Here is a 23,847-nt window from a genome sequence, read left to right as displayed (position 1 = left end):
TTGTCGCGCAGGCGGCCCAGGAGCGGCTGCCATTTTCAGGCAGCGGATCTCGCCGCAATTGAAAGCCCGGCCTTGTTCAGTCCTTCGACGATGAGATCGGCCACCTCACGGTCAAAGCCCATATCCTCAAGCCTTGCGCGCGTCTTCACGGAGAAGTGCGGACGGACCTCCAGCAAACGAGCAAGTTGCGACTGCGCCAAGGCAAGCTCGCCGAGCTGGCCATAGCAAGCCGCGGCCAGCATCGGGACCGGATAGATATGATCCGGCATTCGCTTCAAAAGTTCGAGCGCCTTGCCGTATTCGCCATTCACGTAATCGTCCATGGCCAGCACCAGCGCGTCGAGGGGCGCCGGCGGGCGCGAAATGCCGATACCGCGCTCGATCACGGCACGCCCCTGCTCCCGGCTTCCGCTCAACCACAAGCGGTTACCCGCAAGAATGAGCATCTTTGGATCCGACGGGCTGATCTCGAGCGCGCGTTGCGCGGCGTCCTCGAAGGCGTGGTGGTTTCCAGCCACGAACTCGACGACCATTATTCCCATATAGGTCAGCGCCGAATAGGGCGCGAGCCGCAAGGCATTGCCCGCCGCCTCCCTGGCAAGGGCGACCAATTGCTCGCGAGAACGGGTGGTATCGTAGTTGTGCCGGATCTCGTCCGTATAGACATAGGCGAGATACGCCCAAGCCTCGGCATAGTCGGGATTTTCACCGACTGTTCGCTCGAGAGCCTTCCGCACGCCGGCAAAGGTCTTCGGATCGAGCGTCATCGTGTATTGCTGCGCGCGCAGCACTGCGGGATAGCCCGCAGGCGGCGGGTCCGCGAACGAGCGGGCGACGAACGAGTTGATGATGCCGTTGCGCTGCGCGACGACGGCCGCGACCTTCTCCGCGATCTCCCCCTCGATCATCTTCCCCGACAACTGCCGCCAGGGCCCCTCCTCGCTGCCGCTGCGGTAGACCTCCAGCGTACGCTTGTCGCTCAGCGACCACCACAGATACACGGTATCGCGCTCGATCTGCACCTCGCAGGATAAACGATAGACCGCGCGATTTGGGCTTGCCTCGAGCACGCGGTCGACCACGTGCCTTCCTTCGATCGGCTTTCGCGACACAGCAATGCTGTCATACTGCCCGAGCGCCGTCACCAGCGACTGGCTGAGTGTGCGGGCCAGCAGCGTCGTCGACGCATCATCCGTCAGCGCTTCGACCGGATCGACGAACAGAATCGGCGCCTGCATCGTCGCCGACCGACCGAACGGACGAGACAAGCGCGCGACCAGGCGTCTGAGAAACGACGGCCGCCACACCGCTCGTCCGAGGCTCTCCGCGTCGACGGCGCGCGTTTCCCGTCGCACCGGCGCCGTCGACTGCGGACGGACGGACTCACTGGCCGCGAGCGGCTCGTCCTGGTTTGATGCAGCTGCGCCGGTCAATGTGAACTCGGGAATGTAACCGCCTTTTGGCAGGGAGAACCTGATGTGCGAATTGGACGAAACATTGTTGTAATAGTTCGACAAGGCCGTCCGCAAGCGACCGGCCTCGATCCTGACGATGGGATCGATCGCCCCGTCAAAATCCGCCGGACGTCCGAACACATCGACCGCGATCGTGTATGACTTGATGCGCTCGCTGCGACCCGCCAGCGTCTCTTCGACCACGAAGCGCAGAAACCGCCTGTTGCGTGCCGACGCTTGAAAGGCTGGATCATCCAACAATCCGTTCAGCGCCGCCAAAACCCGTGCGGGGTCGTCCATCGTGGTATCGAGCACCAAAAACCCTCCAGAAATGCATTCCTCCTCCGGACGGTCCTCTTGATGCGGGCCCTTACCGTATCCCTGCTACGTCAAATATCGCTTGCGAATCACAAATTACAGACTCGGCTGGGCAATGCACGAAAAGGTGTACATCGACCAGCCCTTTCAACTGGAATGAATCCAAGTCGCGGACAGAAGATCGCCGCCCGCAGCACGTTTCATTCGCGATGATCCTGCGGCAAAAAGTTCCGTTGCGGGACCATTGTCCTTTCAAGGATCGACATCCTCGGGACAGCAACGCTGCCCTCCACGGCTCGTCAATCACGAAGGAACCATCGTGAAGCCGAGTCGACCGGCGCTTCATAGCAGCATCGACGGGTAACAGCGGCGGCTGTTACCGCAACATTACCCGCAAGCTATCGCGCGCAGCGCGGCCCGGATGCAGGTCCCTACCGCAACACGCCATCGCTTAACGGTTACATGGCCGCGAACGATCGGCGAACTGCCTGGCTTCGCTTCTGAATCGGGGGGTCTGCAAGCCTGCGGCAGATCGAATTTCGGCAGCGCAGCCGGCCAGGTAACGGAGGGCCGGATTTGCGGCTGCTGACAGCACGTTGTCAGCGAGGCGCCGGCACAGGCATTCCAATCCTTTCCATCCTCACCCAGTTCAATCACCTCGCCGTTCATCGAACCGCGCGGATTCACTCCGTTCGAGCACAAGGACAATCACAATGCGCTTTCGCTATGGCCCCGATCATCCCGACCGGACGTTTGTCTCGCATGCCTATCCGGAGTCGACGGTCGATCTCGGCGAGGTCGTGCTGAACTTTGTCGTGACCGGACCGAAGTCGGCGCCGGCCCTCGTGCTGATTCCCGGCCTGGTCGAATCGTGGTGGGGCTACGAATCCGCCATCAAGCTGCTCGAACGAGATTTCCAGGTCTACGCGGTCGACGTGCGCGGTCAGGGCCGATCGAGCCGGACCCCGGGCCGCTATACCCTGGACAATTGGGGTAACGATCTCGTGCGGTTCGTCGAGCAGGCCGTTGGACGCCGAACCATTGTGGCCGGCAATTCGGCTGGCGGCTTGATGGCGGCCTGGCTCGCGGCTTATGCACCACCCGGACTGATCCGGGCAGTCTATCTGGAAGACGCACCGCTCTTCAGCTCGGAACTCGTTCCGGCCTGCGGCGCCGGTATCCGCCAATCGGCCGTCGGCTATCTCTTCGACCTGTTCACCACCTATCTCGGCGATCAATGGTCTGTCGGCGACTGGAAGGGCCTGCTGGAGCGGGCTCCTTCCGTGGTCCCGGACTGGATGAAGCCCTGGATCCCGGCGTCGGACGAGCCCCCGCAAAACCTTAAAGAGTTCGATCCGGAGGGAGCACGCGCCTTCCTCACCGGCACGGCAACAGCCAGCTGCAGCCAGGAGCGAATGCTGCGATCGGTGAAGGTGCCCATGCTGTTCTCACATCATTTCCACGGCATCGCGCCCATCACCGGCATCGTGCAGGGCGCCACGACCGATCATCAGGTCCAATATGCGCGCACGCTCATCGAGACGGCCGGACAGCGCTTCGACTACAAGCCCCTGCCCGACAAGGCGCATGCTCTTCACGAGGAAGAACCAGAGCTTTATGTCTCGATCCTCCGGGAATGGGTGCAGAGCCTCACGTAGCGTCACCAGCGATTTTCCTAAGATTTGATTATCGGGCAGCGCGAAATCCGCGGTGTAACGGATAATGCCGGACATGTTTCGGTCCGGAACTGCTGTCGACGGCCGAGATGCAACAGTCTCGCGCGAACGACGACGATGATCGCGCGTGTTCGCGAGGCCGTTTTGGCTTCAGCTCGGGGGACACCACGTTGCCGGAATTGACCAATTGACATCAGCATTGATTGAGGAAAACCAGATGTTCGGCCGTAGACCCAACAACGATGCCGTGGCGCAGCTCGCCGCCATCAACCGCTCGCAAGCCGTGATCGAGTTCAAGGTCGACGGAACGATCATAACGGCCAACCAGAACTTCCTGGATGCGTTTGGCTACCGGCTGGAAGAGATCCAGGGCCGGCACCATTCCCTGCTCGTGGCGGCGGACCAGCGCGACAGCGCCGCGTACCGTGCTTTCTGGGAAGCACTACACCGGGGCGAGTTCATATCGGGCGAGTTCCTGCGGATATCCAGGAGCGGTGACGACGTCTGGATCGAAGCTTCCTACAATCCCGTTCTCGATGCCGCGTCAAAGCCCACCAGGATCGTCACGTTCGCGAACGTCACGACGAAGGAGAAAATCCGAAGCATGACGGATGCTTCCAAGATCGCCGCCGTCGAGCAGGCGCAAGCGGTCATCGAGTTCAAGCTCGACGGCACGATCGTGACGGCCAACCAGAATTTCCTGGACGTCACGGGCTACTCGCTCGCCGAGATTCAGGGGCAGCATCACGGCATGTTCGTCGAGGCGACCGAGCGCAACAGCGCGGCCTATCGCGAATTCTGGGAGAACCTCAATCGCGGACAGCATCAAATCGCCGAGTACAAGCGGATCGGCAAGGGAGGCAAGGAGGTGTGGATTCTCGCCTCCTACAATCCGCTGCGCAACGAAGCGGGCAAGCCATTCGGCGTCGCCAAATTCGCGACCGACATCACCCAGCAGAAACTGAAGAATGCCGATCTTTCCGGTCAGATCGACGCAATCTGCAAGTCGCAGGCCGTGATCGAGTTCAACATGGACGGCACCGTCATCACCGCGAACGAGAATTTCCTGAGAGCGATGGGCTATTCGCTCGACGAGATCGCCGGCCGGCACCACAGCATGTTCGTCGCCCAGGCCGAACGCAATTGCCCTGACTATCGGGAGTTCTGGACCAGCCTCAATCAAGGTCAATATCAGACCGCAGAATACAAGCGGATCGGCAAGAATGGCAGGGAGGTGTTCATCCAGGCCTCCTACAATCCGATCTTCGATCTGAACGGAAAGCCGTTCAAGGTCGTGAAATACGCGACCGACGTCACGCGGCAGGTCCTGATTCGTCTCGGCAACGAGCGTGTTCGTGCCATGATGGAATCCGTAGCGGCCGGCGCGGAAGAGCTCAACGCGTCGGTTCGGGAGATATCCGAAGCGATGGTGAAATCGAGGAATACCGCACTCGGCGCCGTCGAGAGCGTTTCCTGCGCAGACGCGCAGGCGCAGCGCCTGACTGACGCTGCCGACTCGATGAGCGGCATCGTGGAGATGATCAATTCAATCACCGGCCAGATCAACCTGCTCGCACTGAACGCGACCATCGAGTCCGCAAGAGCGGGCGAAGCCGGCAGAGGCTTTGCCGTCGTCGCATCGGAGGTCAAGAGCCTCGCCAATCAGGCGAAGCAGGCTACCGACAAGATCGGCCGGGAAATCGGCAGCCTCAACACCATATCCGGCGACGTCGTCGGCGCGCTGGGTGCCATCAAGCAGGCGATCAACGACGTCAGTCACTACGTCACGTCGACCGCAGCAGCGGTCGAGGAACAGAGTACCGTGACCAACGAGATGTCGACCAGCATGCAACGCGCGGCGGCAGAGGCAGCAGCGATGGCTGCCGCCTGATGGCCCGGTCGACATCTCGTTGAGAATTCGGGAAGCATTCAAGGGGGGAGCGGAAGACGCTCCCCCCTTGCGTATGGGAGCCGGGACCTCATGTCCCGGGCGTCGTCTGCGAACGTGCCTTCAATTCCCTTGGCGCGGCCTGCCCGACAATCGTTGTCAATGGCCAGCAGCCTGCTTGCGCATCTTCGTCTCCGACATCGCTTCGCCTTCGTTCTCGCTCTTCGACACATGCTCGCATAGCGACTGCCGATGTTACGGTAACCGCAGCGGCGGCTGTTACGTTTTATTAGGATGCGATTAACCACGCGCGATCGAAACCATCCATGACCGGTTGGGATCAAACGACTAGCGCGACCAGTAAGGTCGATCGGATGGAGCGCGACATGCGTGGAATGTTATTGATCGGCCCGCTCTGTTCGCTGGTCTCCGTCCTCGGCCTGTCCGCATCCTGCCAGGCAGGAACCGCGACCGCGAACCTCACGGTGAGCATCACGATCACTGCGGGATGCACCGTCACCGGGACGACGCTGAACTTCGGATCGCAGACCGTGCTCGCTGCAAACATCGACCAGACCGCGACGATCAGCGTCACCTGCACCAATTCGACGGCCTACAATGTCGGCCTGAACCAGGGCGCCAACGGGTCGTCGGTTACTGCTCGGAAGATGCTCGGAGGCGCCTCCAACAACGAGTATGTCAACTACACGCTCTACAGCAACTCAGGGCGAACGACGAACTGGGGCAATACGATCAGCACCGACACCGTCACCGGCACCGGGAACGGCAGTGCCCAGTCGCTTATCGTATACGGCCGCGTTCCGTCACAGACGACGGGCAGTGCCGGGAGCTATACCGACACCGTACTCATCACCGTGACATTCTGAGGCTGTGCGATGAAACACCTCACTCTCGCATTTGCGCTGGCCGCAACCGCATGCATCGCTCTTTGCGATCTTGCCCGTGCCGGCTCGATCGCGGTGACCCCCAACACGCTCGATATCGTCACGGTCGGCAGCGCCGCGAACAGCCTCACCGTGACCAATGCCGGAGCAGCGCCGGTCCATGTCCAGATTCGCGCGCTGCGCTGGACCCAGCGCGATGGCCGGGATCAGCTGGACCCGTCCGAGGACGTGGCCGTCAGCCCTCCAATCGTCGAGATCCAGCCCGGCACGGAGCAGGTGATCCGGGTGGTCCGGACCAGCCGGCAGCCCGTGGTTGGCGAGGAGGCCTACAGGCTGCTGGTGGACGAGCTGCCAACGTCGGCCCGGTCGCCGTCAGCCAACGTCAACTTCGTGATCCGGCAATCGATCCCCGTCTTCTTTCGGTCGCCCGCGGCGGTGGTCGAGCCGCTTGCCTTCGAGCTGGCGCGGACCGGCGCCGTTTCGTTCGCAACAGGCATCAACCGCGGCGATGTCCATCAGAAGGTCACCGCACTCGTCATCAAGGGCACCGGTGGAGTTGTGCACTACGCGAGAAGCGGCCTCGTCGGCTACGTGCTGGGCAGGTCGTCCTTTTCCTGGAAGCTCTCCACGATGACCGCCGGGCCTGCATCGGTCGAGGGGCGTACCGACCGAGGTCCCATCCAGACGAGCGCCTCCTGGAGGCCGTGACTGACCGAATGATGCAGGCATCGATTCTCAATGCGAGGACATTCCAGACGGATCATATTTGCAGTCTGCCTGGTCGCGGAGGCGTTGCTTCCCGATTTCGCCGGCGCGGCCCCCGAGCAGACGAGCCTGCTCCTCGATGTCACCCTCAACGGCGAATCGCGGCTGATGATCGGGCATTTCATGCGCGGCACCAACGGAACCATCGGAGCAAGTTTGCGCGAATTGAGAGAGATCGGCCTGCGAGCGCCGCGGACGGCGGACGATAGCTTCGTCCTGCTCGACGCGCTGCCGGGCGTCACCTACGTGCTGGACGAGCGGCGGCAGACGATCACGCTGACGGCCACTTCGTCCGCATTGGCGACCAGTGAATACGATCTGAGCCCGCTTCGCGGCAGCATCATGCCGGATGAAACGCCGAGACCCGGCCTCGGTGCCGTTCTGAACTACGATGTCTATGCCGCCTCATCGAGCAATGCCGGCAGCAGCACATTGGCTTTCAATGGCGCCTCAGCGACACTCGAGGCGAGACTGTTCGGCCCCTACGGAACATTTCGTCAGACCGGAATCGTCGGCAACACGCTGCTTTCCTCGGAGCTCTCAGGGGTTCGCCTCGACTCGACCCTGACTTATATCGGGCCCGACCGCGAGCGGGTTTACAATGCCGGCGATTTGGTCTCGGGTGGTCTTGCCTGGACACGCTCGGTTCGCCTGGGCGGCCTTCAGGTCGAGAAGGATTTCGGACTCCGTCCGGACCTGGTCACGTTGCCACTGCCGACCGCGTCGGGGACCGCCGCGGTCCCATCGGCATTGAACGTCTATGTCAACGGCGTCCAGACCTACGCCCAGCAGGTTCCGGCGGGGCCGTTTCAGCTGAACAATATTCCCGCCATGACCGGCGCTGGCACGACACGCATCGTGCTGCGTGACTCGTCGGGGCAGCAAACCCAGCAGGAAGTACCCTATTTCGTCTCCACCAAGCTGCTTCGAGGTGGATTGTACGACTATTCGGTCGAGGTCGGAGCCGCGCGCCTCAACTACGGTGCGTCGTCGTTCGACTATGACGACCACGCCGCGGCGTCCGCCAGCGGACGGCTCGGCGTCACCGACTGGCTGACGCTCGAGGGACACGCCGAGACCACCAGGTCCCTGGTCAATCTGGGCGGCGGGTTCGACTTGCGAACGGGCTCGTTTGGTGTGCTCAGCGTGGCCGCAGCTGCAAGCACGCAGGACGCCAACCGCGGAGCATTGCTCTATGGCTCGTATCAGATGCAGGTCTGGGGCCTCAACTTCAATGTCGACGCGCAACGCACGCTCGGCGCCTATCGCGACCTCGCGGCGGTCACGGCTCCGTCCCAGCTGGGAGGAAACGGCGAATTCCTCAATCGGTACGGAGTCGCACGTCCATCGTTCGGCGCGAGCGGGTATTTCAATTTCGGCTCGGTCTTGCCTCCAGCGGCGATCGATCGCCTGTCCGTCGGCATCCCGCTCAGCCGCGTCGCCTCTTCGCTGAATGTATCCTTCACGAACTACGTCGACGCGGACTATCGACGTTCTCGTATTGCCGCCATCTCGTACAGCGCACAGGTTCCTCTCAATGGCACGTTCTTCGCGACCGCGCTGCGGGACTTCGGTACGACGAAGAGCAAGAGCATCGTGGCCGGCCTGTCATTCCCGATCGGCAAGGACATCAGCCTGTCCACATCAGCGCAATCCGCCGGCGGCGCGACGCGTATCACGACGCAGGCATCGAAAGCCATGGAGCTCGAGCCCGGCAGCTTCGGCTGGAACATCGCGGACTCCGAAGGCGGCAATCCGCTCAGGAGCGCCGGTGCGAGCTATCGAACGACCTACGGACAGATCGGCGCGCAAGTCACCCAATCAAACGGCAACAACAGCGCGCTGGCGCAAGCCAGCGGTTCGATGGTGCTGATGTCCGACAGCAACGTCCATTTCGGCCCGCGGATCGACGACGGCTTCACCATCGTCAAGACCGGCGCACCGAACATCCCCGTTCTGGTCGAGAATCGTCCCGCCGGCGCGACGGGCTCGGATGGCGAATTGCTGGTCACCGGATTGAGATCTTACGGCGCCAACAAGATCAGCATCGACGAAACCAACCTGCCCGTGACCGCCTCCATTCGAAGAACAAAGGCCAATGTCACGCCACTTGGTGGTGCAGGCACCGTGGCCGATTTCGGCGTCGACGTCGCCGCCCGATCCGTGATCGTTCGTTTCGTCGATAAGGCCGGCAAGACCATTCCTCCGGGCACCGAAGGCTTCGCCGGTGCCCAACGCTTCGTGGTCGGATATGACGGCGAGGCATTTCTTCCCGAGCTCGCTCAGCAAGCCACGGCGAGACTTCAGCTCGGCACGGGCGATTGCAGTGCGACGATCACAGTCGATCCGGCAAGACAGATGCAGAAAATCGGGCCGGTTCGTTGCCTTTGAGAGCGGGAGCACGTTTGCCATGAGATGGAATCGATACCCGCAAGCGGGATTGCGCAGCCTTGCGTCGTCGCTCGTGGTCGTTTGCGCGAGCCTTTTGGCGCTGACATGCATGACCCAATCCGCCAGCGCGGCGGTGTCCTGCAGCTTTTCACCGGCGGCGATCGCCTTCGGATCGATCGCGACGAGCACAAATCAGAACTACGACACTTTCTCCACGACGACCATCAGTTGCTCCGGCGGCACCGCCAACGGAACGACCTATATCTGCCTCTACAACCAGGGATCCAACAATGGTGGCGGCGGAAATTCCGGACCTTATCACATGGTCAACGGATCCCAGAATTTGGACTACAATGTCTACCTGGACGCAGGCTACAGCTCTCCCTTTACACTCACGACTCCCATCGCCATCACCATCCCCCTCAACTCCAGCGGCGCCGGCAGCACGACCTTCACGCTCTACTATCGCGTTCTCTCGGGCCAGGCCGCGGTGTCGCCCGGCAGCTATTCGACGTTTCTCTCGCTGGCGCTCGACGTGTTCAGCGCGACGTCCTGCAGCGGGTTCATACAGGCATCGGCCCGTAACGTGACGATCTCTGCGACCAACCAGGCCCAGTGCACAGCCACGGGCGCAATGCTGAATTTCGGATCGGTCAGCCTGCTCACCAGCAACGTGGATCAAACCGCCACGATCTCGGCAACGTGCAGCTCGGGCACGAGCTATACGATATCGCTCGACGGCGGCCAGAATGGCGGCACGAGCGCGACCAACCGAAAGGCGGTGAGTGGCTCGTACGCCGTGACATATGGACTCTTTACCGATGCGGCGCGTTCCTCTGGCTGGTATGGCGCGTCCGTCGGCAGCACCGGAACGGGCTCCGCACAATCGTTCACCGTATATGGACGGGTCGCTCCACAATCGACGCCTCCGCCGGCGACATACACCGACACGGTCGTGATCACCCTGACATTCTGATTGGGGCCCACCGTGGGCCCGCCTGGGGTTTCGCCTCTCCAGGGAGGCGGCCGCAAGGTGCAGCGTGAGCCGCGCGCGTTTTGCTCAGCCCCTCCCCGTCTGATCGGAGAGCGGCGCGCGCAGCAGATTGTCGCGCAAGCGGCTCACCGTCTGCTGCACCACCGGAAAATCATCGCCGAGACCGGTCGCTTCGACCAAGCCGCTGCTGACGCTGGTGAAGTGAGGTCCGACCGCCTAGATTGACTTGACGATATTATCTGACTAAAGTCAGATATCATGCTCGATCCTATCTCCCGCGTCCGCCGCTTCAATCGTGCCGTCACCTCCGCCGTCGGCGCGCTCGACACCTCGTTCCTCGGGCGGGGGCGGCCGCTCGGCGCGGCGCGCGTGCTCAACGCGATCGGGCACGGGCGCACGGATGTCGCGGAGATCCGCGACTATCTCGGCCTCGATTCCGGGCTGATGAGCCGGCTGCTGCGCAGCCTCGAGGACGAAGGCGTGATCGAGACCAGCGCGCATGAAGACGATGCGCGCCGCCGCGTGGCAAGGCTGACCCCTGCGGGCCGACGCGAGTTCGCGGCCTATGAAGCGCTGTCGAACACGCAGGCCGAAAGCTTCCTTGCACATCATTCGCAGCGCGACGCGCTGCTGGCGGCGATGGACATGGTCGCTTCCGCATTGGCGCGCGAGCGCGTTGCGCTGGAGGAGATGGATCCGCGATCCGAGGAGGTCCGCTACTGCCTCGGCGAGTACTATGCCGAGCTCGGCCGCCGCTTCAAACAGGGCTTTGACGTTTCTCTTTCGAGAGATCCGGATGCCAAGGACATGCGCCGCCCGCGCGGCACCTTCATCGTCGCGATGTCGGATACGCTGCCGATCGGCTGCGTCGGGCTGAAGGGAACCGATTACGGTTATGCCGAGATCAAGCGCCTCTGGGTCGCCCCCGCCGCGCGCGGTCTGCGCCTCGGCCGTCGCCTGATGGACGCGGCCGAGGCCGCGGCGCGCGAGCTCGGCATCTCCCTGCTGCGGCTCGACACCAACAGCGCGCTGCCCGAGGCCGGCCGGCTCTACCGCGCCACGGGATGGAGCGAGATCCCGCGTTTCAATGACGATCCCTATCCGGATTTGTTCTTCGAGAAACGCATCCAGTCTTAGACCTCCTCACGCCGTCGCGGCCGCCGCCTCGCCTTGCGGCTTGGCGAACGGCCGGAAATTCATCGCCATCAGGAACGCACCTAGGCCCATCGCCCAGGAGGCGATGTAGAGCCAGGCGTAGCTGGAGAACGCATCATAGATCAGGCCGCCGGCGAGCGGGCCCGTCGCCATGCCGAGGCTGCCGGCCATCGCGGTGCCACCGATCACGGTGCCCATCATCCGCAGCGGAAAGTTCTCGCGGATCAGCACGGCATAGAGCGGCATGGTGCCGGCGTAGATGAAGCCGAATACGGCGCCGACCGCATAGAACGTAGCAAGCTGATGCGCGAAGACATAAGCGAGCGCGCCGAACGCCTGGAGCAGCAGGCCCGAGACCAGCACGCGCTTGGCGCCGAAACGGTCGCCCATCAGGCCGAAGGCGATGCGCCCGCCGAGGCCGGCAAAACCCTCGATGCTGTAGATCGTCACCGCCGCGACCAGCGGGATGCCGCAGCTCACGGCGTAGCTGACGGTGTGGATGATCGGGCCGGAATGGGTGGCGCAGCAGAAGAAATTGGTCGCGAGCAGGATGAGGAATTGCGGCGAGCGCAGCGCCTCGCCCATCGACATCTCGTTGTGTCCAGTGTCCTCGCCCGTTGGTGCGGCCGCTGCGTTTGCGAGCGCGGGCGGACGGCGCACCAGAAGCGAGACGGGAATCATGATGGCGCCGACCACGAGCGCGATAATCTGCATCGAGGTCCGCCAGTCGTGGCCGGAGACGAGCCAGGCCGCGAGCGGCGCCATCGTCATCGGGGCGATGCCCATGCCGGCCGACACCAGTGACACCGCGAGGCTGCGATGGGTGTCGAACCAGCCTGTGACCGTCGCCATCATCGGCGCGAAGATCGCGGCGCAGGAGGCGCCGGTGAGCAGGCCGAACACGAACTGGAATACGATCAGCGAGGTCGCATGACTGGCCGCGAACAGGCTGAGCGCCAGCACGATCGAGCCCGTCAGCACCACCGGCCGCGGCCCGAACCTGTCCGTCGCCGTGCCCCAGGCCATGCTGGTGAAGGCCATCGCGAGAAAACCGATGGTCATCGCGCTGGAGATGCCGGTCACCGACCAGCCGGTGTCCTTTGCGATCGGCTGCAAGAACACCGGCAGCGAAAACATGCCGCCGATCGCGACGCAGCCGAGCAGGCCGCCGGCGGCGACGATCACCCAGCGATAGGGGGAAGCGTTCATTGTGGTCTCCCGTCAGGTCTGTCTGGGTGGAAGACGAACGGGAACGAAGGAAACCGACAGCCCCTCCAACCTATTTTCCGGCCCGATGGAACTCACTCGCTGCCCTGCCCCATGCCCAGGAGAGAGTTGATGATGCCCCGCTTCTCTTCCGATAGTCCGCCGAGCATATCCTCGTTCAGATGACCCATTCTGATGAGGCGCGCGAAGACGAGAGGGAGCTGCGAATAGCGATAGTCGAACGTCTCATCGATCTCCCGCCGCTGCCGCCGAAGATAATCCTCGAGCTCCCACATCTGTGCAGGCGTGGACGCTGCGTTCGCCTTTGTCTTGAATTCGGCCATCGCCTTGGCCAACGCCCGTTCCAACGCGGCATCGAAGGCCTTGCGTGCGATCTTCTTTTCGGTCGGAGACCAGTCGAGATCGAACATCCTGACGCTCCTCCATGGGTCAGCTCACATGTCGCCGCAGCATCGCAAAGGGAGTGGGCCGAGCCCGAACCCGGCTCAATTCGCCAGTCCCTGCTTCCCGATCCAGTCGCTGATCAACTTTGCGATGTCGTCGGAGTTGCGGTCCATCATCATCATGTGGGTGTTGCCCCTGATCCCCATCTTCGGCAGCTCGAACGTGTCGACCTTGCCGCCGGCGGCCGCAACCGCCTGCCCCCATTTGGTCGGGTTGACCACGAGCTTCGACCACACCGGGACCTTGTCGAGGAAATCGCCCCACACGATCAGATGCGGCACGCCCTTGAGCTTTGCGGCGTCTGCCTTGGCGGGATCGGGCGCGCCTGATGGCTCGACGGTGATCAGCGCCTTCACCTTGTCGGGCGCATTGAGCGCGGCGGTGAAGCCGAAATTGCCGCCCTGGCTGTGCACCACGATGATGCACGGGCAAACCTTCTGCACCAGCGCGTCATAGGCTTTTTGCGTGGCGGCATCATTCGTCGCCCAGCGCGGAATGCCCTGCTTGGCGAACTGGTCGAACGCCTCGATCGGGAATTGCTCGCCCTCGAACGCCTCGCGCTTGCCGCCGACCTCGTAAGCAGGCCCGATCCGGAACAGCTCCCACGCCTCCTTCTTGGGCCGGAAGAACGGCTCGCTCTTAAAGATTTCAGGGTAGCGTGCCCAGGAGGCGCGGCCGCGCTCGACCGCATCGGAGACGTAGACGTCGTAGCCGGCATTGAGGAAGAACTGCTGCCAGCCCGGCTTGCCGTCGGGCTTCGTCTCCCACGTCACGCCGGACAGGCCACCGCCATGCCAGAGCAGCAGCGGCAGCTTCGACTTCGGCTGAGCCTGCTTGACGAACTGGACATACATCTGCTCGACCTCGAACTCGCCGTTCGGATCGACCTTGATCGGCGGGGCGCCGGGCGAGAACACGATCTCCTTCGACGGCAGTCCGTTCAGCGTCTCGGTGTGCCCGCCAATGTGGAAGCTGCCGACTTCTTTCACCAGATAGTCGGCCGCAGCCGGCGTTGCCGCTGCAAGGGCAGTTGCCAGTGCGATCACGATCGTGCGCATGAAGTTTTCCTCCGCTATCAATGCTTCTTGTTGGGAGCATTGTTAGGGCATGCGCCGATGCGGGGCAATTCCCGCCTCGCGCTGACGCCGAGGCGACGCCGATCGACCGGAGATCATCGACCCTGGCGAGACGTCCGCGCGGCACCGTCGGCAAGGCTTGGTCGCGCAGCGGTGGCGCAGGCCTGCTCGACGCACCGGCTCGCGCGCAGGATAGTCTCCTCGGCGAACATCGGCCCCACGATCTGCAGCCCGATCGGCAGCCCCTCGACGAATCCGCAGGGCACCGAGGCCGCAGGCTGGCGCGTCAGATTGAACGGCCATGTCAGCGGCGTCCAGTCGAACCATTGCGGGAAGCGCGCCGCGTCGGGCGTGTCGATGCCGGCCGCGAAAGCGGTGATGGGAACGGTCGGCGTCAGCAGCAGATCGTAATCCCCGTGAAACGCCTGCATCTGCTGGCTCAGCGCGCGCATCTCGACATGGGCGGCCTGCAATTCGCTCGCGGACATATCCTGGGCCGCGATGATCAAGCTCAGCAGGCCCGGATCGAGCGCCGCCCGTTGCGCGCCGGTGAAATCACGCACCAGCGCAGCATGCGAGGCGCCCCAGATCACCTCCAGCGCATGCTGCGCGCCGGACAGATCGAGAGCAACATTCTGCACGTCGGCGCCTGCCTCCACCAGCGCGTCGAGCGCCGGCCGCATGCCGGCCACCACGGCGGGGTCGGCGACCGGAAAGCCGAGATCGGGCGACCATGCGATCCGCAGGCCCGCGACGCCGCGATCGAGGCCATCGAGATAATCGATGCGGCGATAGGGAATGGCAAAGGAGTCACGCGTGTCAGGGCGCGTGAGCGCGTTCAACAACAGCGCGCTGTCGGCGACATCGCGCGACAGGCCGCCGTAGACCGCGAGCGTCCCCATGATGCCGGGGAGGTTCGGCACCACGCCGTAGCTCGGCTTCAATCCGAACACGCCGCTGAACGCCGCCGGGATGCGAATGGAGCCGCCGCCGTCACCTCCGGTGGCAAGAGCAACCACTCCGGCCGCCACCAAGGCAGCCGAGCCGCCGCTGGAGCCGCCGGGCGTGCGGGAAATATCCCAGGGATTGCGGGTGATGCCGGTCAGCGGGCCATGCGTGATGCCCTTCCAACCGAATTCAGGGGTCGTCGTCTTGCAGAAGAACACGGCCCCGGCCTCGCGCAGCCGGGCCACACCGGGCGTATCCTGCGTGCTGGGCGCGGTCGCAGTGGCGTGGGAGCCGATGCGCATCGGCCATCCCGTGACCTGCGCGGTATCCTTGATCGCGACGGGCACGCCGTCGAGCGGCCCGAGCGGCGTTCCGCGACGCCAGCGCTCCGCGGATTCTGCCGCCAGACGCCGCCCCAGCGGCTCGTCCAACAGGCACACCGCGTTCAGGACGGGATCGACCGCATTCAGCCGCGCCAAGGTTGCGTCCAGCACATCGACCGGCGACAGCTCGCCGCTGGCGAAGCGGCGGCCCAACTCACGAGCGGAAAGCCAGTTCAGATCATCAGACATGGCGTGCACTTTGGCATTGGAGAAGCCTCACGTCATAAACCAACTCTCGATCACCCCACCTGCAAATGTCGAAACAACCCCATGCACCGCCCTCACGGCGCCTGCCACCCTGCGCCCGGCTACACATCGAACAGCGCGTTCACATCGTCCTCCGTGAGGGCCGACGCGATCCCGCCGTCACGATCGAACAGGCCGTCGGCGAGCGCCCGCTTTCTGGCTTTGAGCTCGTCCATTTTTTCCTCAATCGTCCCGGCAGCCACCAATCTGTAAACGAAGACCGCTTTGTCCTGCCCGATCCGATACGCCCGATCGATCGCCTGTTCCTCGACTGCCGGATTCCACCAGGGATCGAAAATGATGACGGTATCGGCGGCGGTCAGGTTGAGGCCGACCCCGCCGGCCTTCAGGCTGATCAGGAAGATTTCGGCCGGGCCGTCCTGGAAGGCTTCAATCGCCGTCTTTCGGTCCCTGGTTTGACCGGTGAGAAGGCTGTATCGCAAGCCTCCCGCGTCGAGGCGCTTCCGGATCAGATCGAGCATGGAGGTGAATTGCGAGAAGACGATGATCTTGCGCCCCTCGCTGCGCAGTTCCTCCACCATGTCGACCAGGCGATCGAGCTTGGCCGACGGCCGTTCGACGCCGTCATTCAATTTCAGCAACGCCGGATCGCAACAGGCCTGCCGCATCCGGAGCAGGGCCTCGAGCACCACGATGTGGCTCTTGGCAAGGCCGCTTTTTGCGATGGCCTCGCGAACCTTGCGCGACATCGTGAGCCTTATTGAATCGTAGAGATCGCGCTGCGGCCCATCCAGCGCGATGGTCTCCACCATTTCGCTCTTGGCAGGCAGCTCGGTCGCCACCTCCGTCTTGGTACGTCGCAACAAGAAGGGCTTGACGCGCCGCGCCAACGCCGCGGTCCGCACCTTGTCGGCGCGCTTTTCGATCGGCGTGCGCCACTGGCGCGAAAAGGCCGCCTTGTCACCGAGATAGCCCGGGTTGACGAAGCTCATGATCGACCAGAGTTCGCCGAGATGATTTTCCATCGGCGTGCCCGTGAGACAGAAGCGATGCTGCGCCTTCGTCTCGCGCAGCCATCGCGTGGTGGCGGCATCGGGGTTCTTGACCGTCTGCGCCTCGTCCAGGACGGCCATATGCCACTCCCGCGACAGCAAAACCTCGCGGTCCCTTGCGATCAGCGGATAGGTGGTGAGGATCAGATCGTGCTCTGCAATGGCAGGAAATTTGTGCCTGCGATCCGCTCCGTGCAGCACGAGGACCTTCAGCTCCGGCGCGAATTTCTGCGCCTCGGCGGACCAATTCGTCATCAGGCTGGTCGGCGCGACGACCAGCACAGGATTGGCGAGGTGACCTCGCGCTTTCTCCAGCGCGATCAAAGCCAAGATCTGGACGGTCTTGCCCAGCCCCATGTCGTCGGCGAGAATCCCACCCAACATGCTCTCGCGGAGCAGATCAAGCCATGCCACGCCCTGCGCCTGATAGGGCCGAAGCGTGCTGCCAAAGGTGGGCGGCAGTTCCGGTGCGGTCAGCCCTCTCGCCTGAAGCAGGCCTGCGAGGCGGCGAAGACTATCGGCGCCTCGAAAGGCGAAGCTCTCGTTCTCGACATCGAGCAACGGAACGACGTCCGCACGCGACAGTCTGATCTTCCTGGTGGCGTCATCGAAAGCCCCGCTCATGTGCAGGCCATGCAGCGCCAGCACGAGCGGCAGGAAGCGAGCGGCAGCCAGCGCGACGTGCCGACCGTCGGCCAACGGCAGAAGGAAACGTTCGCCCTTGTCTGCGAGTGCCGTCAGCCCTTCGGGGGAAAATCCAGGCGTCGAAACCAATGCGGCCAGGAGCGGTGCGAGATCGCGCCGCTCACCGTCGATCTCGATGCCGAGCGCCAATTCGAACCAGTCGATGCCGCTGGACTCCAGCGTCGCGTCGAAATCGCCTGACGACTCCGCCAAACGAAACGGAAAATCGTCGTCGATCAGGATCTCGAAACCATCAGACCGCAGTTGATCGGCGTGCAGCGCGAGAAAATCAAACCAGCCGCGCTGGTCGCTCAGCGTCAGATCGGTCACATGGCGGTAGTCGAGCATCGGAAACGCCGACCTTGCATTGGCGAGACCGACCTCGGCAAGGCGCTTGCGTGCCTGCTTCTCCCTCGCCAGGCGGCGTGCGATCGCATAGACCTGCCCGCCCTGGAACAGCTCCAGCCGGCTCGCGCGCTGGCTCGGATCGATGTCGAACCCGCCGTAGCGGAAACCGAGGCTGGCCACACCGGCGGGACCGGGACGTTCGCTCTTGGTCTGATAGTAAGAATAGCTTGCGACATGCCCCAGCTTCAGCCGCAGCACGGGACGCGGATCCTCGTCGACGAGCACCGCAGCCGCCGGCGGCACCGGCAGCAGGCCGTGGTGAAGCTCGGGCAGCCTCTGGCTCAGGCGGCGCGACACCTCTTCGAGCTGCGCGCGGGGAATGGAGGGTGCCGCCAGAAACTGGCAGGCGAGCCGAGGCGGCAGGCCTAGTTGCACGGGTCCGATCACACCGCTGGCTTCGTCGACATAGACCGGCGGTTCGGCATTCAACGCGATCCCCCCCGACACGACGAGGTTCGGTGCCATGCCCCTGCGCCCCGGGCGCCATTCGATCCGGCCCTCGCGCGCTTCGCCCCAGCTCAGCGGCGCCCGCTTGTGGTCGAGCCAGAATGCGCGGCCTGTCGCGACAATCCGGTGCAGCAGCTCTTCCGAATACGGCCCTTGCTCGTAGTGGCTGCGGATGCGGCCGTTCACCTCCGTCACGATGTCGACGTCGACATCACGGAAGTATTTGGGCGCCCGTTCCGGCTTGAATTCGTACAGACTCGGACTGCTGTAGTTGTCGGCATACGCTCCACTCTTGCGCAGCTGAACCGATCGCAGGGACACCTCGGCAAAAGGCATTGGGTGATCCGACGGGCCCAGGCAATAGAGCAATCGCGGACTCTCGTCCGCGGCATAATCGCTGCCCCGCGCCGCGCGACCAACAGTGTCGATCCAGCTATTGACCTCGACAGCCAAAACCGGCGGAGCCGATAGGGCTTGCACCTTGGCGGGCTTGGCTGCCTGCGGAGATGGCACGGGGGCCAACTCCGACGGCTCCTTGTCGCTCAGTGCTTCCAGCAGGGTCGCCGCGACATGCTTGCAGTTAAGGGCCATCGGACAGCTGCAATCGCTCTCCATGTCGATGAGCCTGCCGTGGTCGAATTCCAACTGGATGTCGACGCGGTAATCCTTGGCCGCGCTGCCTCGCACCCGGGACGTGACGCGCGTGAGGTCGTCACTGACATCCACTGCCGAGACCCGGCCCTGCGCCTGATAGACATGCGCCTTCTCCATCGCCGATCGGCTGAAGTAACTATAGATTTCCTTGCGCTTGAGAACGTCCGAGAGCACTTGCAGCGATTCCGCGACTGGCTTGTCTGGATTGTAGCATAGCCGTCTCGAACGGGCATTGTAGTCGCGAAATTTGCGTCGTCGCGTAAAATCCCCGGGGCGCGACACGACCGCAACGAGCGCTTCACTACGCCAAGTCTGGATTGCTTCGCTGCGCTCGCAATGACGGCATCCCGGCCCCGTCATCTTCATCGTACGACGCGAGGCCGGGACATGATACTATCACCCCAACCGAGCCCGCCTGGCGCGCTGACGCCATTCGCTGACGGCGAGCCAGATAGCCGAGACCAGGAAGTAGAGCGCGCCGACCGCCGCATAGCCTGTGACGGTCGCGATCGACGGCACCGCGGGCGTCGAGGCCTGAAAGATGAAGAAGCCGCCGGCCAGCGCCGACTGGCCACCGCTGAGCACCATGGCCCATTGCGCACCAAAACTCCTCCAGCGCCGGATCGCCGTCCCGAGCTGGAGCAATCCGGCCACGATCGCCCAGGCCCCGAACACGGCGAGCACTGGGTTCATGCCCATCTGCAAGGCGATGAGGACGGCGACAGTGGTCGCCAGGCTGACGACGACGTTGAGCGCCTGCGTGCGATTCTGTTTCAAGCCGCCGCTGCGGAGCGCGTCCACGACATTCGCCGCCGCGTCCCAAGCGGGATAGAGGACGAGCAAGGCACTGGCGATTCCCGACGACGGCCCGACAGCAAAGGCGGCAGCGACCCAGGCGACGGAGAACGCCGCCCGGATGAAGTAGTATTGCTTCAGCCATCGCTCGCGATCGGCCCGAACGAGATCCAGTTGACCATGCACCATTGTCGTCTCTCCATACCTACTAGTTGGTCGTTTTACGCGCAGCAAATCGCCCTCGCCCCCAGTCTGCCTGCGGGCGTGTCGTTGTCGTCTCACCGGTGTGTCTCAGTGCTTGGTTGACAGCCGCTCCAGCAGCGGGGTGGTGATCACAGCGAACATTTTGGGATCGCCATAGGCGCGCGCCGACAGCATCGCACCGTGAACCGTCGCCATGAAACCTTCAGCCTCGACCCGGGCCGTGCAGGAGAATTTGAGCCGCCCTTTCCGCTTGCCGCGCTCCATCACCGAATTCAGCCACGAAGCAAGCGACCGGAAATGCGCGCGGACCTCGAGCGCCACCTCCTCCGGCAGGATCGGAAGCTCGCTGGCCAGCAGCGCACAGACGCAGAAAGGCGCCGTCGCGTCCGAGATGCATGCCTCCCAATATCCGACATAGCTTTTGAGCTGGTCGCGCGGATCGGGGATATTGCGCTCAAGCGCCGCTAGTCCCGCCTCGGCTTCCGCGCGGTAACGCGACACGAGGGTGCGGACCAGATCGACCTTGCTCGCGAAATGGTGGTGGATGCTCGGCTTGCGGATGCCGACGACTTCGGCGACGTCGGCGTAACTGAAGCCGTTGTAGCCGCCCGCGATGATCAGACTGCGGGCGCAGGCCAGGATGTCGTCGGCGGTAGAGGAAACGTTAGTCATGGACGTTGGCTACCTTCTAGTTGGTAGAGCGTCAAGAACGGGATGCTTCAACCATCCGTGAGTGGTAGGAGGCTGCATGGCCATCCGTCCGATCGTCCGTTACCCCGACCGCCGCCTCGCGATCCCCGCGGGCCCCGTCACCGCCTTCGATGACGGCTTGCGCGCGCTTGCAGCGGACCTGCTCGAGACGATGCGCGCCGCGCCCGGCATCGGCATCACCGCGCCGCATATCGGCGTGCCCCTGCGCGTCGTCGTGCTCGAGCTCGATCCGAAGGACGGCCCGCGGACCTATGTCAATCCGGAGATCACATGGGCCTCACCCGAGATGATCATGCACCGCGAGGGCAGCGTCTCGATGCCCGGCGTCAACGACGAGGTGCAGCGCCACGCCCGCGTGCGGATCAGCTATCGGGATCTCGACGGCACCGTGCAGACCGAAGAGTCGGAAGCGTTGCGCGCCGTCTGTCACCAGCACGAGATCGACCAGCTCGACGGCATGTTCTGGATCCAGCGGCTGTCGCGGCTGAAGCGGGATCGGCTGGTGAAGAAGTTCGAGAAGATGGCGCGCACGTAGGGTGGATTGGCGAAGCGCAATCCACCAGCGGCGGGAGAGATGATAAATTGCGCCAACGGCGTGCGCTTTCGCGCAGCCGCTGGCGCCACTTGAAACCTCGGTCCCCCGCTCAGATCATCTTGCCTTGCTGGGGACAGGCGTATTGAGCAGCTGCTGCTCCCAGAGGAACGCGATGCCGCTCCCGCCGGCATGCTGCGTGATCACCTCCGTCAGCGCGGCAGCCTGCTCGGTCCTGGCCCAGTCGCGCTGCCATTCGGCCGCAAGCGCCAGCCAGGTCATCATGTTCGCGCCCGCCGCGATCATGCGTTTGATTGCGACCTCGTGGGCCTCGACCGAAACGGCGCCCGAGGCATCGGTGATCACCGTAACATCCCAGCCTTCGCCAAGGGCCTGAATCGTCGGCATCGCAACGCAGATTTCGGTCCACAGGCCAGCGATGATCAGCTGCTTGCGGCCCGTTGCCTTGACCGCGTCCACCACCTTGCGGTCCTGCCAGGTGTTGATGAACGTCCGGTCGATCACCTCCCGGCCAGGGAAAACATCCGTGATCTGAGGAAAGAGGAGACCGCCTCGCTCAGCGATCACGGTGGTCAGGATCGTGGGGACGCCGAAGGCCTTGGCGGCCTTTGCCAGGCCAGTCGTATTGTTGATCACCATCTGCGGCTCGTGGCTGTTCACGTTCGCGAGCTGGTACGGTTGGTGGTCAATCAGGACGAGTACCGAATCTTCAGGACGAAGAAGCGAAGCAAGGCCGTTACGGAAAGTCATTGTTACATCCTTTATTGCCGTTGTGAGCGGCACTGGTTTTTCGGAGACATACGCCTGCGACGACGTTGCCTCGGACGGACATTGGCGTTCCCAAATGCGATGCGGTAGCATCTTACTGCGACACACTGTGTCGCAGAATGAGGAACGTTGAATTGGATATCGAAGAGATCCGGACATTCGTCGAAGTTGCTGACGCCGGCGGGATTTCGTCCGCTGCCCTCCGGCTCGGTGTCTCCAAGTCGATCGTCAGTCGCAGGCTGTTCCGGCTTGAAGCGGAACTCGGCGTTCAGCTCCTTGCACGAACGACCCGCGGGGCTGCTCTCACGGAAGCCGGGATTACTTTCCGAGACTATGCAGCTAGGGTCCGCGCCGAGATCGACATGGCCAGGGAAGCGATCCTACCTGCCGGTGACCTTCGTGGCCGCTTGCGGGTTGCAGTGCCGCTTTCTTTCGGCCCGACTCACTTCGCTCCAATCCTGGCGGAAATGGCCCGACGCCACCCCCAGCTCCAGATTCACACCTGCTACAGCGATCGCTTCGTCGATCTCATCACGGATGGTTATGATTGTGCGATACGGATCGGCTATCTCCAGGACTCCAACTTGATCGCAAGACGCATCGGACCGATCCACGGGAAGCTTGTCGCGAGCCCGGACTACATCAACGCGCACGGGTCGCCTGAGACGCCAGAGGAACTCGTGGCCCATGAGGCCCTCATGCAGGGCACCGAAGCGTGGCAGCTGACGGACGGCGACAAGATCATCACAGTTCATCCGCAGGGGCGCTTCAAGGCCGACAACGGCACGGCTTTACTCGCCGCCGCAGCAGCGGGACTCGGGATTGCCTATCTCCCCGACCGCCTCACCTATGAATATATAGAATCCGGAGCGCTTGTGCCGATCATGACAAATTATCCCCCACCGCCGGCGGGTGCCTATGTGATCCGCCCGCCGGGCCAGCATCCCGCTCGGAAGATACGCGCGCTCACCGAACTACTGATCGAGTATTGCGAACCGGCTCCGCAACCTGCGTGAGCTCCTCGCTGGCGGGTGAATTAGCGGCCTAGACACGGCGATAGAACAGTGCCCGACCGGCGGGCACCATTTGAAGCAGAATGTCATAGTCGCCAATGTTCGTCGTCAGCACCACGAGACCGAGCTTTTTCGGGCCTGGAGAAACAGCACGCTATCCCAGAGCGCCCGGAATTTAAGGTCGTTTCCGTAGCCTTGGAGCCGGCAAAGGATTCCCGACAGCAACGCTGCTCTGCCCAGCACCTCGATATCGGGCGTGAAGATGCGATGGGGTGGCATCGCCTTGATCCGCTTGCCAATCTCGGTGGCCACCCGTGGGGTCCGCTTGTCAACCGGGTCCAGCACACCGACCGTGTGCATCAATTCCTGAATTGCCCCCGTCGAATGATTGACCTACCGCTGCGCGATGAGCTCTTCCAGCAGAGCTGGCGACCGCCCCTGCATCTGGTCGATGTAAACGCAGGTGTCGAGCAAAGCGCCTGCCCGCCGATCTTCCCGGCGGCAACGAAAGGAAGATCGCCATCATGGCGACGAGAAAGCGTTCGCTTGGGGCTGAACCGAGCCCACCTGCACGCGGCCTCGAAATCGAACTCGACCACGTCAGAATCCGAGTTTCAGATCACGATCAACCTTGCCTCGTGACTTCCGAAAGTCCTCGGCGAAATTGTCCTCCAGAGCGACGCTCGCCAGTGCAAACTCGATCAAATCGGTATCGGTAGCGATTCCG

19 protein-coding genes are annotated in these 23,847 nt (G+C 63.2%); 9 read left to right on the top strand and 10 right to left on the bottom strand.

Annotated features, from left to right (window positions below):
• Window positions 1-35: 35 nt before the first annotated feature.
• A complete protein-coding gene (locus AC1RR3_RS32385; RefSeq protein WP_492828312.1) occupies window positions 36-1,769 on the bottom strand; it encodes a tetratricopeptide repeat protein in 1,734 nt (577 codons plus the stop codon).
• Window positions 1,770-2,485: 716 nt separating this feature from the next.
• On the opposite strand from AC1RR3_RS32385, the gene AC1RR3_RS32380 reads away from it, so the two are divergent.
• The 7 genes from AC1RR3_RS32380 (at window position 2,486) to AC1RR3_RS32350 (ending at window position 11,528) form a co-directional block, all read left to right on the top strand.
• On the top strand, window positions 2,486-3,430 hold the full coding sequence (locus AC1RR3_RS32380; protein WP_492828310.1) for an alpha/beta hydrolase: 945 nt from the start codon (window positions 2,486-2,488) through the stop codon (window positions 3,428-3,430).
• Window positions 3,431-3,665: 235 nt separating this feature from the next.
• Entirely contained in the window at window positions 3,666-5,339 is a 1,674-nt protein-coding gene (locus tag AC1RR3_RS32375) for a methyl-accepting chemotaxis protein (protein ID WP_492828308.1), read from the top strand.
• A 392-nt stretch (window positions 5,340-5,731) separates the two neighbouring features.
• Complete coding sequence (locus AC1RR3_RS32370; RefSeq protein WP_492828528.1) at window positions 5,732-6,223, top strand: Csu type fimbrial protein; 492 nt, start codon at window positions 5,732-5,734, stop codon at window positions 6,221-6,223.
• 9 nt (window positions 6,224-6,232) lie between these two features.
• Window positions 6,233-6,949, top strand: a complete 717-nt coding sequence (locus AC1RR3_RS32365; protein WP_492828306.1) for a fimbrial biogenesis chaperone — start codon at window positions 6,233-6,235, stop codon at window positions 6,947-6,949.
• An 84-nt stretch (window positions 6,950-7,033) separates the two neighbouring features.
• The gene (locus AC1RR3_RS32360; RefSeq protein ID WP_492828304.1) at window positions 7,034-9,397 is read left to right on the top strand and encodes a fimbria/pilus outer membrane usher protein; all 2,364 of its coding nucleotides are present in this window, start codon (window positions 7,034-7,036) and stop codon (window positions 9,395-9,397) included.
• Window positions 9,398-9,506: 109 nt separating this feature from the next.
• On the top strand, window positions 9,507-10,373 hold the full coding sequence (locus AC1RR3_RS32355; protein WP_492828302.1) for a Csu type fimbrial protein: 867 nt from the start codon (window positions 9,507-9,509) through the stop codon (window positions 10,371-10,373).
• A 276-nt stretch (window positions 10,374-10,649) separates the two neighbouring features.
• Window positions 10,650-11,528, top strand: coding sequence for a bifunctional helix-turn-helix transcriptional regulator/GNAT family N-acetyltransferase (locus tag AC1RR3_RS32350; RefSeq protein WP_492828300.1), 879 nt, complete (start codon window positions 10,650-10,652; stop codon window positions 11,526-11,528).
• 6 nt (window positions 11,529-11,534) lie between these two features.
• Here AC1RR3_RS32350 and AC1RR3_RS32345 read toward each other — a convergent pair whose 3' ends face one another.
• The 7 genes from AC1RR3_RS32345 to AC1RR3_RS32315 form a co-directional block, all read right to left on the bottom strand.
• On the bottom strand, window positions 11,535-12,755 hold the full coding sequence (locus tag AC1RR3_RS32345) for an MFS transporter (RefSeq protein WP_492828298.1): 1,221 nt from the start codon (window positions 12,753-12,755) through the stop codon (window positions 11,535-11,537).
• Window positions 12,756-12,847: 92 nt separating this feature from the next.
• Window positions 12,848-13,183 carry a hypothetical protein gene (locus AC1RR3_RS32340; RefSeq protein ID WP_492828296.1) on the bottom strand — a complete coding sequence of 112 codons (336 nt, stop codon included), beginning with the start codon at window positions 13,181-13,183 and terminating at the stop codon, window positions 12,848-12,850.
• Between the two features lie 75 nt (window positions 13,184-13,258).
• On the bottom strand, window positions 13,259-14,275 hold the full coding sequence (locus AC1RR3_RS32335) for an alpha/beta hydrolase (RefSeq protein WP_492828295.1): 1,017 nt from the start codon (window positions 14,273-14,275) through the stop codon (window positions 13,259-13,261).
• A gap of 113 nt (window positions 14,276-14,388) precedes the next feature.
• Window positions 14,389-15,813, bottom strand: coding sequence for an amidase (locus AC1RR3_RS32330; protein WP_492828293.1), 1,425 nt, complete (start codon window positions 15,811-15,813; stop codon window positions 14,389-14,391).
• 119 nt (window positions 15,814-15,932) lie between these two features.
• A complete protein-coding gene (locus AC1RR3_RS32325) occupies window positions 15,933-19,250 on the bottom strand; it encodes a DEAD/DEAH box helicase (protein WP_492828291.1) in 3,318 nt (1,105 codons plus the stop codon).
• Between the two features lie 222 nt (window positions 19,251-19,472).
• The gene (locus AC1RR3_RS32320; RefSeq protein WP_492828289.1) at window positions 19,473-20,060 is read right to left on the bottom strand and encodes a DUF308 domain-containing protein; all 588 of its coding nucleotides are present in this window, start codon (window positions 20,058-20,060) and stop codon (window positions 19,473-19,475) included.
• A 102-nt stretch (window positions 20,061-20,162) separates the two neighbouring features.
• Window positions 20,163-20,747 (bottom strand): TetR/AcrR family transcriptional regulator, encoded by a 585-nt coding sequence (locus AC1RR3_RS32315; protein WP_492828287.1) that lies wholly within the window; start codon window positions 20,745-20,747, stop codon window positions 20,163-20,165.
• Between the two features lie 76 nt (window positions 20,748-20,823).
• On the opposite strand from AC1RR3_RS32315, the gene AC1RR3_RS32310 reads away from it, so the two are divergent.
• Entirely contained in the window at window positions 20,824-21,321 is a 498-nt protein-coding gene (locus tag AC1RR3_RS32310) for a peptide deformylase (protein WP_492828285.1), read from the top strand.
• Window positions 21,322-21,435: 114 nt separating this feature from the next.
• Here AC1RR3_RS32310 and AC1RR3_RS32305 read toward each other — a convergent pair whose 3' ends face one another.
• Entirely contained in the window at window positions 21,436-22,089 is a 654-nt protein-coding gene (locus tag AC1RR3_RS32305; protein ID WP_492828283.1) for a hydrolase, read from the bottom strand.
• A gap of 152 nt (window positions 22,090-22,241) precedes the next feature.
• On the opposite strand from AC1RR3_RS32305, the gene AC1RR3_RS32300 reads away from it, so the two are divergent.
• Window positions 22,242-23,123, top strand: coding sequence for a LysR family transcriptional regulator (locus AC1RR3_RS32300; RefSeq protein WP_492828281.1), 882 nt, complete (start codon window positions 22,242-22,244; stop codon window positions 23,121-23,123).
• Between the two features lie 105 nt (window positions 23,124-23,228).
• On the opposite strand, the gene AC1RR3_RS32295 is transcribed toward AC1RR3_RS32300, so the two are convergent.
• Entirely contained in the window at window positions 23,229-23,432 is a 204-nt protein-coding gene (locus AC1RR3_RS32295) for a hypothetical protein (protein WP_492828279.1), read from the bottom strand.
• Window positions 23,433-23,847: the final 415 nt, after the last annotated feature.

Source organism: Bradyrhizobium sp. GW821-FHT13H05, assembly GCF_058804065.1.
This window is presented reverse-complemented; position numbering and strand designations above follow the sequence as displayed.